Source organism: Chryseobacterium sp. HNCC26DJ240 (genome assembly GCF_057180485.1).
This window is the reverse complement of sequence record NZ_JBXUGK010000004.1, coordinates 201,869-214,635: the sequence shown is the minus strand read 5'-3', so window position 1 is coordinate 214,635 and position 12,767 is coordinate 201,869. Positions and strand designations below refer to the sequence as shown.

Annotated in this window: 17 protein-coding genes; 5 read left to right on the top strand and 12 right to left on the bottom strand. The window is 33.7% G+C overall.

All coding sequences use genetic code 11. The annotated features are described in order from the left end of the window. Positions 1 to 30: 30 nt before the first annotated feature. The 3 genes from AC2A1G_RS09525 to AC2A1G_RS09515 all read right to left on the bottom strand — a co-directional run bounded on the left by AC2A1G_RS09525 (position 31) and on the right by AC2A1G_RS09515 (position 2,419). Positions 31 to 600, bottom strand: coding sequence for a Crp/Fnr family transcriptional regulator (locus AC2A1G_RS09525; protein ID WP_484046687.1), 570 nt, complete (start codon positions 598 to 600; stop codon positions 31 to 33). Positions 601 to 722: 122 nt separating this feature from the next. Beyond that, entirely contained in the window at positions 723 to 1,640 is a 918-nt protein-coding gene (locus AC2A1G_RS09520; RefSeq protein WP_484046686.1) for a helix-turn-helix domain-containing protein, read from the bottom strand. A 20-nt stretch (positions 1,641 to 1,660) separates the two neighbouring features. Beyond that, positions 1,661 to 2,419: an SDR family oxidoreductase gene (locus AC2A1G_RS09515; protein WP_484046685.1), complete on the bottom strand. Its 759-nt coding sequence runs from the start codon at positions 2,417 to 2,419 to the stop codon at positions 1,661 to 1,663. Positions 2,420 to 2,512: 93 nt separating this feature from the next. Here AC2A1G_RS09515 and AC2A1G_RS09510 point away from each other — a divergent pair, with 93 nt between their 5' ends. The 3 genes from AC2A1G_RS09510 to AC2A1G_RS09500 all read left to right on the top strand — a co-directional run bounded on the left by AC2A1G_RS09510 (position 2,513) and on the right by AC2A1G_RS09500 (position 4,783). Further along, the gene (locus tag AC2A1G_RS09510; RefSeq protein WP_484046684.1) at positions 2,513 to 2,908 is read left to right on the top strand and encodes an NmrA family NAD(P)-binding protein; all 396 of its coding nucleotides are present in this window, start codon (positions 2,513 to 2,515) and stop codon (positions 2,906 to 2,908) included. Positions 2,909 to 3,107: 199 nt separating this feature from the next. Further along, positions 3,108 to 3,677 (top strand): Crp/Fnr family transcriptional regulator, encoded by a 570-nt coding sequence (locus AC2A1G_RS09505; protein ID WP_484046683.1) that lies wholly within the window; start codon positions 3,108 to 3,110, stop codon positions 3,675 to 3,677. Between the two features lie 347 nt (positions 3,678 to 4,024). Continuing rightward, the gene (locus AC2A1G_RS09500; RefSeq protein WP_484046682.1) at positions 4,025 to 4,783 is read left to right on the top strand and encodes an SDR family NAD(P)-dependent oxidoreductase; all 759 of its coding nucleotides are present in this window, start codon (positions 4,025 to 4,027) and stop codon (positions 4,781 to 4,783) included. 186 nt (positions 4,784 to 4,969) lie between these two features. Here AC2A1G_RS09500 and AC2A1G_RS09495 read toward each other — a convergent pair whose 3' ends face one another. The 3 genes from AC2A1G_RS09495 to AC2A1G_RS09485 form a co-directional block, all read right to left on the bottom strand. Continuing rightward, the gene (locus AC2A1G_RS09495) at positions 4,970 to 5,722 is read right to left on the bottom strand and encodes an SDR family NAD(P)-dependent oxidoreductase (protein ID WP_484046681.1); all 753 of its coding nucleotides are present in this window, start codon (positions 5,720 to 5,722) and stop codon (positions 4,970 to 4,972) included. Between the two features lie 198 nt (positions 5,723 to 5,920). Then, a complete protein-coding gene (locus AC2A1G_RS09490) occupies positions 5,921 to 6,511 on the bottom strand; it encodes a Crp/Fnr family transcriptional regulator (protein WP_484046680.1) in 591 nt (196 codons plus the stop codon). A gap of 523 nt (positions 6,512 to 7,034) precedes the next feature. Continuing rightward, positions 7,035 to 7,781: an SDR family oxidoreductase gene (locus AC2A1G_RS09485; RefSeq protein ID WP_484046679.1), complete on the bottom strand. Its 747-nt coding sequence runs from the start codon at positions 7,779 to 7,781 to the stop codon at positions 7,035 to 7,037. Between the two features lie 103 nt (positions 7,782 to 7,884). Here AC2A1G_RS09485 and AC2A1G_RS09480 point away from each other — a divergent pair, with 103 nt between their 5' ends. Both AC2A1G_RS09480 and AC2A1G_RS09475 read left to right on the top strand, forming a co-directional pair. After that, positions 7,885 to 8,226 (top strand): winged helix-turn-helix transcriptional regulator, encoded by a 342-nt coding sequence (locus AC2A1G_RS09480; protein WP_484046678.1) that lies wholly within the window; start codon positions 7,885 to 7,887, stop codon positions 8,224 to 8,226. A 571-nt stretch (positions 8,227 to 8,797) separates the two neighbouring features. Further along, positions 8,798 to 9,025 (top strand): hypothetical protein, encoded by a 228-nt coding sequence (locus tag AC2A1G_RS09475; protein ID WP_484046677.1) that lies wholly within the window; start codon positions 8,798 to 8,800, stop codon positions 9,023 to 9,025. 458 nt (positions 9,026 to 9,483) lie between these two features. Here the strand turns inward: AC2A1G_RS09475 and AC2A1G_RS09470 are convergent, their stop codons facing one another. The 6 genes from AC2A1G_RS09470 to AC2A1G_RS09445 form a co-directional block, all read right to left on the bottom strand. Next, complete coding sequence (locus tag AC2A1G_RS09470; protein ID WP_484046676.1) at positions 9,484 to 9,969, bottom strand: hypothetical protein; 486 nt, start codon at positions 9,967 to 9,969, stop codon at positions 9,484 to 9,486. A gap of 143 nt (positions 9,970 to 10,112) precedes the next feature. Beyond that, positions 10,113 to 10,532, bottom strand: coding sequence for a hypothetical protein (locus AC2A1G_RS09465; RefSeq protein WP_484046675.1), 420 nt, complete (start codon positions 10,530 to 10,532; stop codon positions 10,113 to 10,115). Positions 10,533 to 10,757: 225 nt separating this feature from the next. Then, positions 10,758 to 11,600 carry an AraC family transcriptional regulator gene (locus AC2A1G_RS09460; RefSeq protein ID WP_484046674.1) on the bottom strand — a complete coding sequence of 281 codons (843 nt, stop codon included), beginning with the start codon at positions 11,598 to 11,600 and terminating at the stop codon, positions 10,758 to 10,760. 194 nt (positions 11,601 to 11,794) lie between these two features. Next, entirely contained in the window at positions 11,795 to 12,211 is a 417-nt protein-coding gene (locus tag AC2A1G_RS09455; protein WP_484046673.1) for an OsmC family peroxiredoxin, read from the bottom strand. Between the two features lie 165 nt (positions 12,212 to 12,376). Continuing rightward, a complete protein-coding gene (locus AC2A1G_RS09450) occupies positions 12,377 to 12,580 on the bottom strand; it encodes an alpha/beta fold hydrolase (protein ID WP_484046880.1) in 204 nt (67 codons plus the stop codon). Between the two features lie 13 nt (positions 12,581 to 12,593). Further along, entirely contained in the window at positions 12,594 to 12,719 is a 126-nt protein-coding gene (locus tag AC2A1G_RS09445; RefSeq protein ID WP_484046672.1) for a hypothetical protein, read from the bottom strand. Between the last annotated feature and the right edge of the window lie 48 nt (positions 12,720 to 12,767).

Sequence of the window (12,767 nt, the reverse complement as noted above, 5' to 3'; positions counted from 1 at the left end):
AAAACATTTACCATTTGGTAAAAAGAGATCTTAGCGGATGTTCTTTCTGATTCTGCTCAACGATTGTTGGGTAACGCCCAAGTATGAAGCGACCAATGAAAGCGGAACACGGTTGATAAGCATTGGATATTTTTCGAGGAATGACAGATAACGGGTAGTTCCATCTTCCGAAACCAATGGACTTCTTCTGTCCATCGCTTCGGTTAAACATTTGTGTGTTATTTTAGCAGAAATCTTATCCCAATCCAGAATTGTATTTAAAATCTCGTCCCAATCTTTTTTAGAGAACACCAGCATTTTAGAATCTGTCACAGCTTGGATGTACTCAGTCGCTGCTGCTTGTGCATCAAATTTTTGCTGGTCTGAAACAAAACTGTTTTCGCTGATAAAATAATAAGTGATTTCTTCGCCTTTATTATTGTAGTAGCAAAAACGAAAAACGCCTTCCAAAACAAAACCAATGTATTTTGGAATTTTTCCTGCTTCGGAAAAATAATCATCTTTTTTCAATTCCAATTCAGTGACCTTGCTTTTGATAAAGTCGATTTGCTGTTGGTTCAAATTGCCAAAATGCAGTATATATTCAATTAACTTTTCCATTGTTGTAAAGTTAGGAAGCGATTTTAATTAGGAAGTTACCATTTGGTAAAAAGTGATTTAGGCTGGGTATATATGAAATTCGTGAAAGGTTTTTTAGTTTAACAAAGATTAGATGATGTTGTCTAATTGAAACTAGCCCTAAACTCTATCGGACTTTGACTGGTTTTAGCTTTAAATAAGCGACTGAAAGATTGTGAATATTCAAAACCTAATTCATAAGCTATTTCTGAAATTGATAAATCAGAAGTAGATAATTTTTCTTTTGCTTTTTCAATAATCTTGTTTTGAATGTGTTGTTGTGCATTTTGCCCTGTTAAAGAACGTAACATATCACTCAGATAACTTGGCGAAAGATGGAGGCCTTCGGAAAGATGCTGGACTGTCGGAATACCTTGGATTGCCAGATTTTCATCTTTAAACAGTTCTTCCAAAATTTTCTCCATTTTTTGTAAAAGGTCGTTATTTACTTGTTTTCGGTTTATAAACTGTCTCTTGTAAAATCGATTGCTGTAATTGAGCAAAGTTTCTATTTGTGAGATCATTACATCTTGACTGAAATCATCAATTCTGCTTTGCAATTCTTCATCAATATTTTTGAAAATTGAAATAATAGTATCTTTTTCCTTATCTGAAAGATGCAATGCTTCATCGGCAGAATAGCTAAAAAAGCCATACAGCTTTATCTTATTTGCCAAAGGATAAGACAATAAAAAATCTGGGTGAATTAATAACGTATAACCAGAATGGTCGCCGTTATTATCGCTGTTTGCAGTTACCTGGTTAGGCGATACAAAAAACAATCCGCCTTCATCAAAGTCATAATAATGTTGCCCGTATTTTAACTGCCCGGTAAGATTTGATTTATAAGAGATCTTGTAAAATGCTGAAGTTCGCAGGTCTGCGATGTTGCTATTATCTATCTTTCTATTGGTATTATCAAAAAAACTAATCAACGGGTGCAAGGGTTTAGGTAACCCAAGCATCCGATGCAATTCTGTAAGTGAATTGTAATGGTAAGGAATATTTTTGTCCTTTTTCATTTCATAAATTTAGTGATTTTCTACCACGGAATTTCACCGGTATCCGTATTCATATCTTCAGAGAAAAATTTACCTGTCGGCCCGTGCTCGCCAATGATGGCGTATTTTACAATTCGGTTGCCGGCATCTACCACAGAACCCTGCCCCAAATTATGGTTAAAATCTGTCTTTGTAGAACCTGGGCTAACTGCATTTACCTTAAAAGGTAAATCTTTCAATTCATACGCAAGCACAATGGTATACATATTTAATGCTGACTTCGAAGATTGATATACCGAGCCTTTGAAGTTGTAATGAATAAAATTCGGATCGCTGTGTAAAGTAAGCGAGCCTTGGCTGGAACTTACATTGACAATTCTGGGTGCTGATGAGTTTCGCAATAAATCTAAAAATGCCTGTGTAACTCTAATCACGCCGTACACATTTACCTCATAAACTTTCTTGTAAACATCTACGTCGGTTTCTGTTGCAGTATGCATTACTGGTTTGCCATCATTAAATTCTATTCCATTAATACCGGCATTATTGATCAGTACATCCAGTATCTGTGTTTTCTTGCCCAACTCAATCCGGGCATTGTCTACCGAATCCTGATTCGTAACATCTATTTCTAACAATTCAACATTTTCGAGCCCTTCATTTTTTAATTTTTCAACGGCTTCTTTACCGTTATTTAAATCTCTGCTCCCCAGATAAACATAATACCCTTTTTGTAATAATTGTTTTGCTACCTCCAAACCAATGCCTTTGTTCGCTCCTGTAATTAATGCTTTTTTCATTTCTTTTAATTTTAAATGTTTGAAAAACAAAGGTCATTCTATCTAAAATGTTGTTTGTAACACAACTGAGGTTTCTTATAACAAAATCGTGGGATGTCTTTAGTTTGGTTACTATATACTTTATTGTACCTAATATATGATATTACAAAAAATATCGGAACTTTTGCCCGTATTATATTTCAGAATCACGATGATTTTAATGGAAAAACAATCGATTTTGGAGGTGAACTGCTTACCCCAAAACAGGTTTTGAAATTATTAGAAGACAAATTAAATCAGCCAATCGAATTCATACAGGTTCCTGTCGAAATGCTTTATCAACAAAGTGAAACATTTGCACAATTGGTAGAGATGATCGCTAAAGAAGGTTATGATCCTATCAATTATGATTTAATTTCATCGTGGATGCCGAAGCTGACAAGTTTCGAAGAATGGTTGGATACTGAAGGTGTGGATAAAATCAAAGAATTACAGGCTGCCGCAAATTAAGTTGGATCAAATTATTAGTCTAATTAAATCTAAATAAAATGAAACCGCATAGACGTTCAAGGCGATATGCGGTTTTATATTTTTTAGAGAATCTGCAGATCAATTTAACCTATCGATATCTGATATTTCGATATTGAGATATGTTTTAAATTAAGTAAATTGCAGGTCATTAGTTGCTATTACAATGTCCAATTTTGAAATGTTTTTCGATTACATTCAAGAAATTTCAGGCAAATTGCTGTCAGAAAATGATAAGCTTTTGTTGATAACACATTTTAAACCGGGAAAACTCCGAAAAAGACAATACTTTTTACAAGAAGGTGACGTGTGCAAATTCATTGCGTTTATTGTGAAAGGTTCTGCAAAGACTTTTACAGTGGACGAAAAAGGACACGAAAATATACTAAGATTGTCGATAGAGAACTGGTGGCTTACAGATTTTGAAAGCTTTTATAAGTTAACACCAAGCCGATTTCATATTGAAGCGCTGGAGGAACTTGAAATCCGGAAAACAACAAATGCGGAAATTGAAGAATTTCTCAAACATATTCCTGCATTTTCAGCAATGTCCGACATAACTAGTCAAAACAGTACTATCGCATCGCAGAAAAGAATGCAGGCCATTAACTACTCTGCTGAAGAGCGCTATGAGGACCTTGTGAAAAAATACCCCTATTTTCTACAGCGGTTTTCACAAAATATGATTGCCTCTTACTTAGGATTAACATCTGAAACTTTGAGTAGGATCAAGAAAAACGCATTGAAGTAGATTCTTATTCCTGATGATTTCATTTTTGTGAAACGTAGCAAAATTTCTTTACTGAAATCTTAATCCGATTTGTTCTATATTAAAGCTTTTAACAAATTAAAAAGTATTTAACGAAGGCTTTACGCCTTTGCTATTCTACCCTCTCCCGAATTTTTTCATTTTTCACATTTCGCATAAACTTATATTTTACAATCATTTAATCAGTTTTTCTGATTTAACTCACGGGTTTCAATTGACATTTGTCACCGTTAATCCCTGATGAGTATCAATGCACAGAGAGCTATGATGCCGCAACTTTGCATATAAATCAGAAAGAAAATAATCTGAAGAATTTAAAATATACAATTATGAGTAAATTAGAAAACAAGGTAGCGATAGTTACCGGTGCTGCAAAAGGAATAGGTGCTGCTATTGCAAAATACTTCGCTCACGAAGGTTCAAAAGTTGTCGTAAATTATGCTTCAAGCAAAGAAGCTGCGGAAGATGTAGTTAAGGTAATTACTGACCACGGCGGTGTGGCGATAGCTGTGCAGGCAGATGTTTCCAATGAAGCAGATGTCAACAGATTGTTTGAAGAAACCAAAAAAGCTTTCGGAACGCTGGACATTTTGGTTAACAATGCAGTATCTCAAGGATATGCAGGAATTGAACAGATTACGGTGTCGGATTTCCACAAAAGTTTTAACGTGAATGTATTAGGAACAATTTTAACCATCCAGTCAGCTCTTAAACTTTTTGGAGACAATGGTGGAAACATCATCAATATCAGTTCAGACGCAAGTAAATCTCCACTTCCTCATGCATCGCTGTATTCTTCTACTAAGGCTGCGATAGATGCTTTCACCATTGCATTATCGAAAGAATTGGGTCAAAAAAATATCCGCATCAATTCTATTTTGCCGGGTGCTACAGATACAGAAGGTGCAGCTAGTGCGGGTGTGACTGCCGGAAGCGATTATGAAAAAATGTTTGTAGAAAAAACGCCGCTTGGACGTAGAGGTCTGCCGGCAGATATTGCAAAAGCTGCTGTATTTCTAGCTTCTGATGATGCAGCGTGGATAACAGGTGAGCAGATCTCTGTTTCTGGTGGGATGTATGGCTTTTAGAACATATTGATAATTAGAAATTAAAACTTTAAGGCACAAATATTCAATTATTTGTGCTTTTTGATTTTTGAAGAAGGTTTAAATTTATGAATAAAAATGCCAAATAATTTTATCGTTATTCGGCATTTTTAATCTTAGAGGATTACTTAGATTAAATCATCATTCTGTAATAAGGATTAAGACATATTATTTTACCAGATAAGTCATTCCTCCATCAACAAGCAATTCAGCACCAAGCATAAAAGAAGAATCGTCGGATGCCAAAAACACTGCAGCACTTCCGATATCAGAAGGTTGCCCTATCCTGCCCGCCGGAACGGCTTCAGCAAACTGTTGTTTCACTGCATCTATATGTTCAGCAGGAATAAACTTTTCAAATGCCGGAGTATCCGTCGTACCAGGAGTTATCACATTCGCTCTTATTTTTCTGTCTAAAAGATCCGTAGAAAATCCTTTCGCCAAATAAATTACAGCAGATTTTGCAGCGCCGTAAAGTGTGAAAGAAGCATAAGCGCGATGTGCAGCATTTGATCCGATAAGAATAACAGAACTACCATCATTCAAATGAGGTAAAGCTTTTTGAACTGTGAAATAAACTGCTTTCAGGTTCAAATTCATTAATCGATCATAATCTTCTTCAGTTGTAGTTGCAACCGTTCCTACGCTTCCAGCACCAGCATTGGCGACCAAAATATCAATCTTGCCAAATTTATCTGCTGTTGCTTCAAACGCTCTTTCAAGATCTTCAGCTTTCGTTACATCGGCATTGATTGCAATAAAGCCATCTCCAAGAAGCGCTAAAGCCTTGTCTAAAGTTTCCTGATTTCTACCCACAATCGCGCCAGTTGCACCTTCATTTTTTAATGCTTCTGCAATACCAAAGCCTATACCGCTGTTCCCGCCTGTAATTACTGCTACTTTGTTTTTTAATTTACTCATAATTGTATATTTTAAAAATTTCAAATATTCTTTTCTGAATTATAAGTACAAAGGTATTTCTACAGGACAAATGCAATCTTGACCTGAATCATTAAATACACTTGATCTAGATCAAGTCAAAGAGTTGATGTTTCTGGAAGTATTTTTTTTGAAATTAGAAGCAGGAAAATAAAAGAGAGAAGATATGAGTATAAATTTCTATTTTGAATTTATTTTTTTTCGCAATCTGCTCAGTGTTTCAGGAGACAAACCTAAATAGGATGCAATCATATTTTGAGGAAACCGTTGTAAAAAGTGAGGATAATTATTGACAAAATCAGAAAAACGTTCTTCTGCTGTATAACGGATAACAGCTTGCATCCTGTTTTGATTCGCAATTGCATTGTTCTGCTTGATGACCTCCATCATTGCCGAAAATGCCTGGATAGGTTTAAAAAATTCTTCAACCTGAGCATTGGTCACCTGCAACACTTCTAAATCCTCTATTGCCTGTATGTTGTACTGACTTGGCGTAAGATGATAAAAATTTTCAAAATCAGCCAGCCACCAGTTTTCAACACTTAGTTTAAGAATATTTTCATTTCCATCTTTATCCACAGAAAATGTTCTGGCAGATCCTTTTACTATAAATCCTGTGTATTTGCAGACATCTCCTTCCTGCAGAAAATATTGCTTTTTCCTGAACCTTCTGGGTTTCATATGAGTCTCGATTACCAACTTCTCATCCTCAGAAAGTATTTCTCCTGACAGTTTTTGAATGTAGTCGTAAAAAGCTTCAAAATTGGACATTTACAAATAAATACGGTTTTGCAATATACTAAGAGGTTTTTCATCTTCAAAGCTAATTGAAATTAAGTTCGAAATATTATAAAATTAAAAAATAAATTTACCAAACATTATCTCAGAATTAGTGAAAGCACAAAACGAATTTGGCAGCACAGCATATGCCAATTGTTTTACCGAAAATACCGAGGTATTTGATGAAGGCAAAACCCACAACAGAAAAGCTGAAATAGAAACTGGATTGACAAAGCCAATAAAGAATACAAAGCCACTATGAAACCCTTAGATTAAACGAAAATGAAAACATCTTATCAGCTGAAGCTTCTGTAACATTTCCCGGAAGCCCTTTCGTTTTGAAATATCATTTTTATTTTTCAGATGGATATATTTCAATCATTGAAAATAACTGGTTAATATTTTACCTGACGAAATTAATTAAGCTGAAGCGTAGACCTCAGCTTTAATTAATTTCATTTGAATCTTCAAATTATAGAATATTGATTCCGATAAGACTTTTCTCAGCATTAAACTACAATACCATTCCACCGTCAATCAGGATTTCTGTTCCAGTCATAAAACTGGCAACATTATTATCGGATAAATAAACAACAGCCTTCGCAACATCTTCTGCAGTTCCCATTTTCTTTAAAGGAATTACATTAATCATCCAATCATTTAAACCTTCCAAGGTTTTTTCGTCTAATCCTGCTTTGGTCATAATCTCGGTTTTGGTTGGTCCGGGACTTACAATGTTCACACGGATTTTTCTTGATGCCAATTCCGCTGCTGCAGTTTTTGCAATCGAATTCAAAGCCGCTTTACTCGCCTGATAAACCGAACTATTGGCTTTGTAAGTTGTGGCAACATTTGAAGATAGAAAAACAACCGATGCGCCATCATTTAACATAGGAATGAATTTACTCAATGTAAAATAAGCACCTCTAAAATTGATATTCATCACACTGTCAAAATTTTCTGAACTCATATTTTCAATAGAATCTAAAGTTCCAGTGATTCCTGCATTGATAAACAAAATATCAACTTTTCCGAATTGATTTTCAATTTCATTTTTCAAAAAATCTATTTCTTCCAATTTTCCTTGGTCTGCTACGAAAGGAATTGCACCTAATTCCTCTGCTGCCTTTTCGATAGCTTCTTTTCTTCTACCTGTAACGATTACTTTAGCACCTTCTGCAATTAATTCTTTTGCAGTTGCATACCCTATTCCACTGTTCCCGCCTGTTACAATGGCTACTTTGTTGTAAAATCTATTCATTTCTTTAAAATTTTTGACAAAGTTATTTCAAATTGATATACTTTTGTAACCAGTATCACAGAGTATATCAGTATCATTCGTTATATCATTTAACTTTGCAGCTATGGAAAGAGACCAATCTGAAGAATTAAGAGCATTGCAGGACACCCTATATTTCATTGGAGGAAAATGGAGAATTCCTGTTATCAATTCGCTTTGTAACGGCAACAGACGTTTCCGCGAAATCGAAAGAAGCATCACCGGAATTACCACAAGAATGCTTTCTAAAGAGCTTAAAGATATGGAATTGAATAAGCTGGTGAAACGTACCGTTTATCCTGAAACACCCGTTTTAATAGAATATGAACCGACAGAATATTGCAGAACTTTCGGAAATATCATCGGAGCAATGATTAATTGGGGAAGAGAACATAGAAAAGTGATTATTCTTGATGAGAAAAATTAAATGGTCAGACGTAATAATTTAATTTATAAATATTAGTTCTGAGAAATATATTCTTTAAAAATTTCTAAGATATTTCAAATATCTACAAAACAATAATGCTAATTACGACCCAATGAAAAAGAACCTAAAACTGTTTAAGTTTACTGACTCTTAAAGAATTTCAAACAATGATAGAAAAGTGATCTTGTGGTTGGTCAAGGATAGAGTATTAAATATCAATGAAGTAAAATCCTGAAAAATTAGAAGTATTCACAGAAAAATAAAGCGACTACAAATAGAGGAATTCCACCAACAATGGCTAAGCTAGATTTTTGGTAAACGGAAGTTTTGTTTTCCTGAAGAAATTGTATCTTGGTAAAGAACTTCCTAGCCCGCTTGAATCGCAATCTTGCTTAAGCCGCAAAACACCGTCAAAAAGAATATGAAACAAAATAAATTTTTAAAAATAATTTTTAAAAATTCACTCTTTCTGACTTATATTCTAGTTTTCTTTTTTAGTAAAGTTTTAGCTCAGGATACAATTCCATATATTTCCCATTATAATGAACCAAACATAATTAAAAATTAAACATTGATTGGTAGCGAGGAAAATAAATTTATTCTCGACGAAGAAAGAGTATCAATTACTGCTTTTGATAAAAATGGAAAAGAATTATGGAAAACAAATCCTCAAATAATTTATTTCAATTTTAATAAAGATTATTACAAAAATGAAGTAATTTGGATTACTTATTACTATACGAAATTTGGCTATATTGATAAAAAAACAGGAAAATTCAATTTTCGTGGACAAGATTAAATCAAAAAACACTACCCTCAAAGGTTTTGCAATAGTGGGCTTAAACTGTAAAGTTTAACAATTGTTCTTCTATTCAACATTTGTGCAAAATTGAAACTTTGTGCTTGTTTTGCCTCACAATCGCAAAATCCGCAAAATATTATAATTATTCTTAAAATCTCAAAACGATTAAATTTATCTCAATCAATTCACAAATCATTTCATTAAATTTGTATTACGGATTTGTATCACCGGAGATTGAAAAGAAACTTGAAGAACGTATTGTAACCCAAGTCAAAAGAAAAGGTGAATTTTTTGTTAAAAAAGGTCAAGTCACATCAAGTTTATTTTTAATCGAAAATAGCCTGGTTCGTTCATATTATGAAAAGGATGATGTAAAAATTAACACATGGTTCGGTTTTGAAAACATTATTTTGGGTGCCACTTTACCTTTTGCAAGACGGGATTCTTTATTAAATTTAAACTATTTTATTTATTTTTTTCTGTTTTCTGAACTGTATAATCGAACCAACGATGAATAAGAGGAAAATTAAAAGAACCGTTTGTCCAATTATAGGATCTTTAGGTCCGTTTGCTATAGGATGACCAACAGGAACACGATTGAAAGTTTCATTGATTGTAGGCACCCAAGACAGGAAAAAGGAAAACGAAAGCAAAAAGTTTTCAAAATATCGGCTCTTGTTATTTCCTTGTTTATTTTGATGTAGAAAATAAGCACCCACAACTAAAATCACAATAAATATTGCAAAAATATGTCCAGGGTTGAAACCGTGCTTTAATAATGCCAATGAACTAAGCGAAGTTATAACGGTAAAGTAAAAATAGATTTTCCCTGTAAGATGCTGCAGGTTTATTTTACCAAACCGCACATAAGAAATGATAGCTGCAATAATTGCAATGACGCCGATAATGGTATGAAAAATACCTACGATTGATAATCCCATAATTTTTTTTTGTTTTATTTATAATGTAAAATTGCATCAAAGGTTATAGAATAGCTTTGCAGATTAGTTCAGTTATTTTACTATTTAGCTCAAAAAAAGTCCTGCAATTTTTAAAATCGCGGCTCCCTATTCTATTGTAGACCTTAAAAATCTGTCGATTTTGTTATAGTTTCCCATTGTTCATAATTGGTGCGCAATAACTCCAGCTTACTAAATGCCCTTACATATGCATCATAATTTCGTATCAAATCATATTTAAATTGATAATCGGAGTTATTTTCCTCTTTCCTCTTTTCAAATAAATTAGCGACGTCCATAACCTGTTTTTCATTGAGATTATACACCGACTTATTTCCGTGTGAAAAAACGGGCAAACCTCCGACTCCATTCCTATGACTTTGGGTAAAAAAAGATTCTTTGAAAATACAGAAGAAACCGACAGCATTCTTTGTTAGCCGCTCAAAGCGGTAAGGTACTGTCGGATTGAAAAAAAGAAGTGTTTTTCCTTCTAGAATAATAGTTTTATCAGCATAATGACAATGATGTTTTCCGTCAATCAGCATTATTTTAAAAAAATCATAATGAGAATATGGGGCTGGAATCCTGCCACCGCTGGTTTCTTATCAAGAAAAAACATTGAAATCACCTGCACCAATAGGTGGCAATGATGGTAAATCATCAAATTTCTGCTTATAAAATGATTCGAGCCTTTTCTTCATTTTATAAACTTAACTAAAAAATCTATGTTTTGAAATAATCGAATACTAATCCATTATCCCATTTTATTGTTATCGATTTTGGCGGTAATTTGAAGGAGACATATTATACCTGTCGTGGAAATTTTTGGTGAAATTTGTAAGATCATTGAATCCGCAATCAAAAGCAATATCAGTAATTCTTTCGTGGGTTGCCAGAAGCAATTCAGCTGCTCTTTCCAGTCGTTTGGTTCTGATATAATTAGCCGGAGAATCGTCGTATAACTTTTTAAATTCTCTTTTAAAAGAGGAAGTGCTTAAATTTGTTTTTTGTGCCAAGTCCTCGACACCGACCTGTAAAAAAAGATTGGCCTCTATAATTTGTTTGAATGAGTAGGTTATCGGAGAAAAAAGTTGTGAAAGAATTAATTGTATGATTTCTGCATCACTTGTTTGAGATAACAAAAGAACGATTTCTTTAAGCTTTAACACCAAAATTTCATCATTGACCAATGATGGATTTTCAAAATAAAAAAGTAAACCCTCTATATATTTTTGAATCAAGAAATCATTATTGATAGTTCCTCGGGATTGGTTTGTCACCTGACTTTTCGGCTTAAAAATCAACGGAACTTCTTTATCATAAACTTTCTTAAGTATGTCCGGATGGAATGTTACGATGACAATCTCTCCTTCACTTTCCGAATCTGTATTCTGTATTCGTTTACCTGAATTTATACAGTTGAGCAAAAGAGAATGATGGTTTTCAACCTTCAGATTATCTTCTTCCGAATGATATTCCATCTCTCCCTTCAGCATATATAAAAAGCAGGCCTGCTCCGCTACAGGAAAAACAAATTCAAAAGGAGGTTTTAAGTCTATTTTTTGAATAAGTGTCTTCCCAAACAAATCGAATTTTTTATAATCTATAACCATTTTCGAAAATCTATTTTTTTACTGTTTTCAATTAATTGTAAAGTATAATTATTTTGCAGAAGCATAGAATTGGATTTTAAAATCCTGTAGTAATCTAAAAACAATGCTCATTCAACATCCCTATCAAATATAGATAAAAATGTTGAACGAGACATCGTTGGTAGGTGGAGAAAAATCAATTTATCTGCCCTATTTTATGAAACTAAAACAGCTTCAGAAGTCACAGGTACTTGCAAAACTTTTGAAATCAAACAGTTTCGTTCTGCAGCTTTTGTGATTGTTTCAAACTCTTCATTATTGATTTCCGGCACATTACCCGTTATGGAAAGATGTACTCCTGTAATGCCTGCGTTATCCATTGATACGATTGCTTCAGTATCCAAAGAATTTGCTGTGATTCCTTTTTCTGTCAATGCGTAACTGACTGCCATAGTAAAGCAACCTGCGTGTGCCGCTGCCAATAATTCTTCGGGGTTGGTTCCAGCTTCGTCACCAACAAAGCGAGTTCTAAAACTGTAATTGGTCTGATTTAAAATTTCGCTCTGTGTTGTTAAACTGCCTTTTCCTTCTTTTACACTTCCTTCCCAGTGTGCTTTTGCTGTACGTTTCATTTCTTTTGTATATTAAATTGTATTGCCATTATTGACAGTACAAAGATGCAACACATTGAATAGAATGATATTGTGTAAAAGGTCAAATATTTGGCTATTTGGTTCAGCAAAAAATTAGGATCAGATTATTTTAAATCTGTTTCAATACCTATTATGAAACCTTATTTACGAGATGGTTTGGGCAGGTTCTTCCAAAAATGATTTCAATATCAGATTAAATTCTGAAGGTTTTTCCATCATTGGTGCGTGTCCACATTGTTCAATGTAACATAAAGTCGAATTTTTTATAAGTCTATTAAATTCTTCAGCAACATTAATTGGTGTAATTCTGTCTTCTTTTCCCCAAATTAAAAGCGTTGGGACTTTAATATTTTCGAGTTCCTTAGTTAAAATCCAAATTGTTGCTGATTTTTAAACCCTGATTTGTGGTTAGTGCTTCATCAAAATTATCAACTGTAAAATCCTGCAGCTGGATAATTTTTTCGTTTCCGGAATTTTCATTTTTCATAAATATTAATTTAGTGGTTGATATTGCTTCTTTTTTTGCAATAAAATG

What these genes read in the sequence shown, in the direction of transcription:
- AC2A1G_RS09525 (WP_484046687.1), bottom strand. Translation starts at nt 600, where the DNA reads ATGGAAAAGTTAATTGAATATATACTGCATTTTGGCAATTTGAACCAA.
- AC2A1G_RS09520 (WP_484046686.1), bottom strand. Translation starts at nt 1,640, where the DNA reads ATGAAAAAGGACAAAAATATTCCTTACCATTACAATTCACTTACAGAA.
- AC2A1G_RS09515 (WP_484046685.1), bottom strand. Translation starts at nt 2,419, where the DNA reads ATGAAAAAAGCATTAATTACAGGAGCGAACAAAGGCATTGGTTTGGAG.
- AC2A1G_RS09510 (WP_484046684.1), top strand. Translation starts at nt 2,513, where the DNA reads ATGTCTTTAGTTTGGTTACTATATACTTTATTGTACCTAATATATGAT.
- AC2A1G_RS09505 (WP_484046683.1), top strand. Translation starts at nt 3,108, where the DNA reads ATGTTTTTCGATTACATTCAAGAAATTTCAGGCAAATTGCTGTCAGAA.
- AC2A1G_RS09500 (WP_484046682.1), top strand. Translation starts at nt 4,025, where the DNA reads ATGAGTAAATTAGAAAACAAGGTAGCGATAGTTACCGGTGCTGCAAAA.
- AC2A1G_RS09495 (WP_484046681.1), bottom strand. Translation starts at nt 5,722, where the DNA reads ATGAGTAAATTAAAAAACAAAGTAGCAGTAATTACAGGCGGGAACAGC.
- AC2A1G_RS09490 (WP_484046680.1), bottom strand. Translation starts at nt 6,511, where the DNA reads ATGTCCAATTTTGAAGCTTTTTACGACTACATTCAAAAACTGTCAGGA.
- AC2A1G_RS09485 (WP_484046679.1), bottom strand. Translation starts at nt 7,781, where the DNA reads ATGAATAGATTTTACAACAAAGTAGCCATTGTAACAGGCGGGAACAGT.
- AC2A1G_RS09480 (WP_484046678.1), top strand. Translation starts at nt 7,885, where the DNA reads ATGGAAAGAGACCAATCTGAAGAATTAAGAGCATTGCAGGACACCCTA.
- AC2A1G_RS09470 (WP_484046676.1), bottom strand. Translation starts at nt 9,969, where the DNA reads ATGGGATTATCAATCGTAGGTATTTTTCATACCATTATCGGCGTCATT.
- AC2A1G_RS09465 (WP_484046675.1), bottom strand. Translation starts at nt 10,532, where the DNA reads ATGCTGATTGACGGAAAACATCATTGTCATTATGCTGATAAAACTATT.
- AC2A1G_RS09460 (WP_484046674.1), bottom strand. Translation starts at nt 11,600, where the DNA reads ATGGTTATAGATTATAAAAAATTCGATTTGTTTGGGAAGACACTTATT.
- AC2A1G_RS09455 (WP_484046673.1), bottom strand. Translation starts at nt 12,211, where the DNA reads ATGAAACGTACAGCAAAAGCACACTGGGAAGGAAGTGTAAAAGAAGGA.
- AC2A1G_RS09445 (WP_484046672.1), bottom strand. Translation starts at nt 12,719, where the DNA reads ATGAAAAATGAAAATTCCGGAAACGAAAAAATTATCCAGCTGCAGGAT.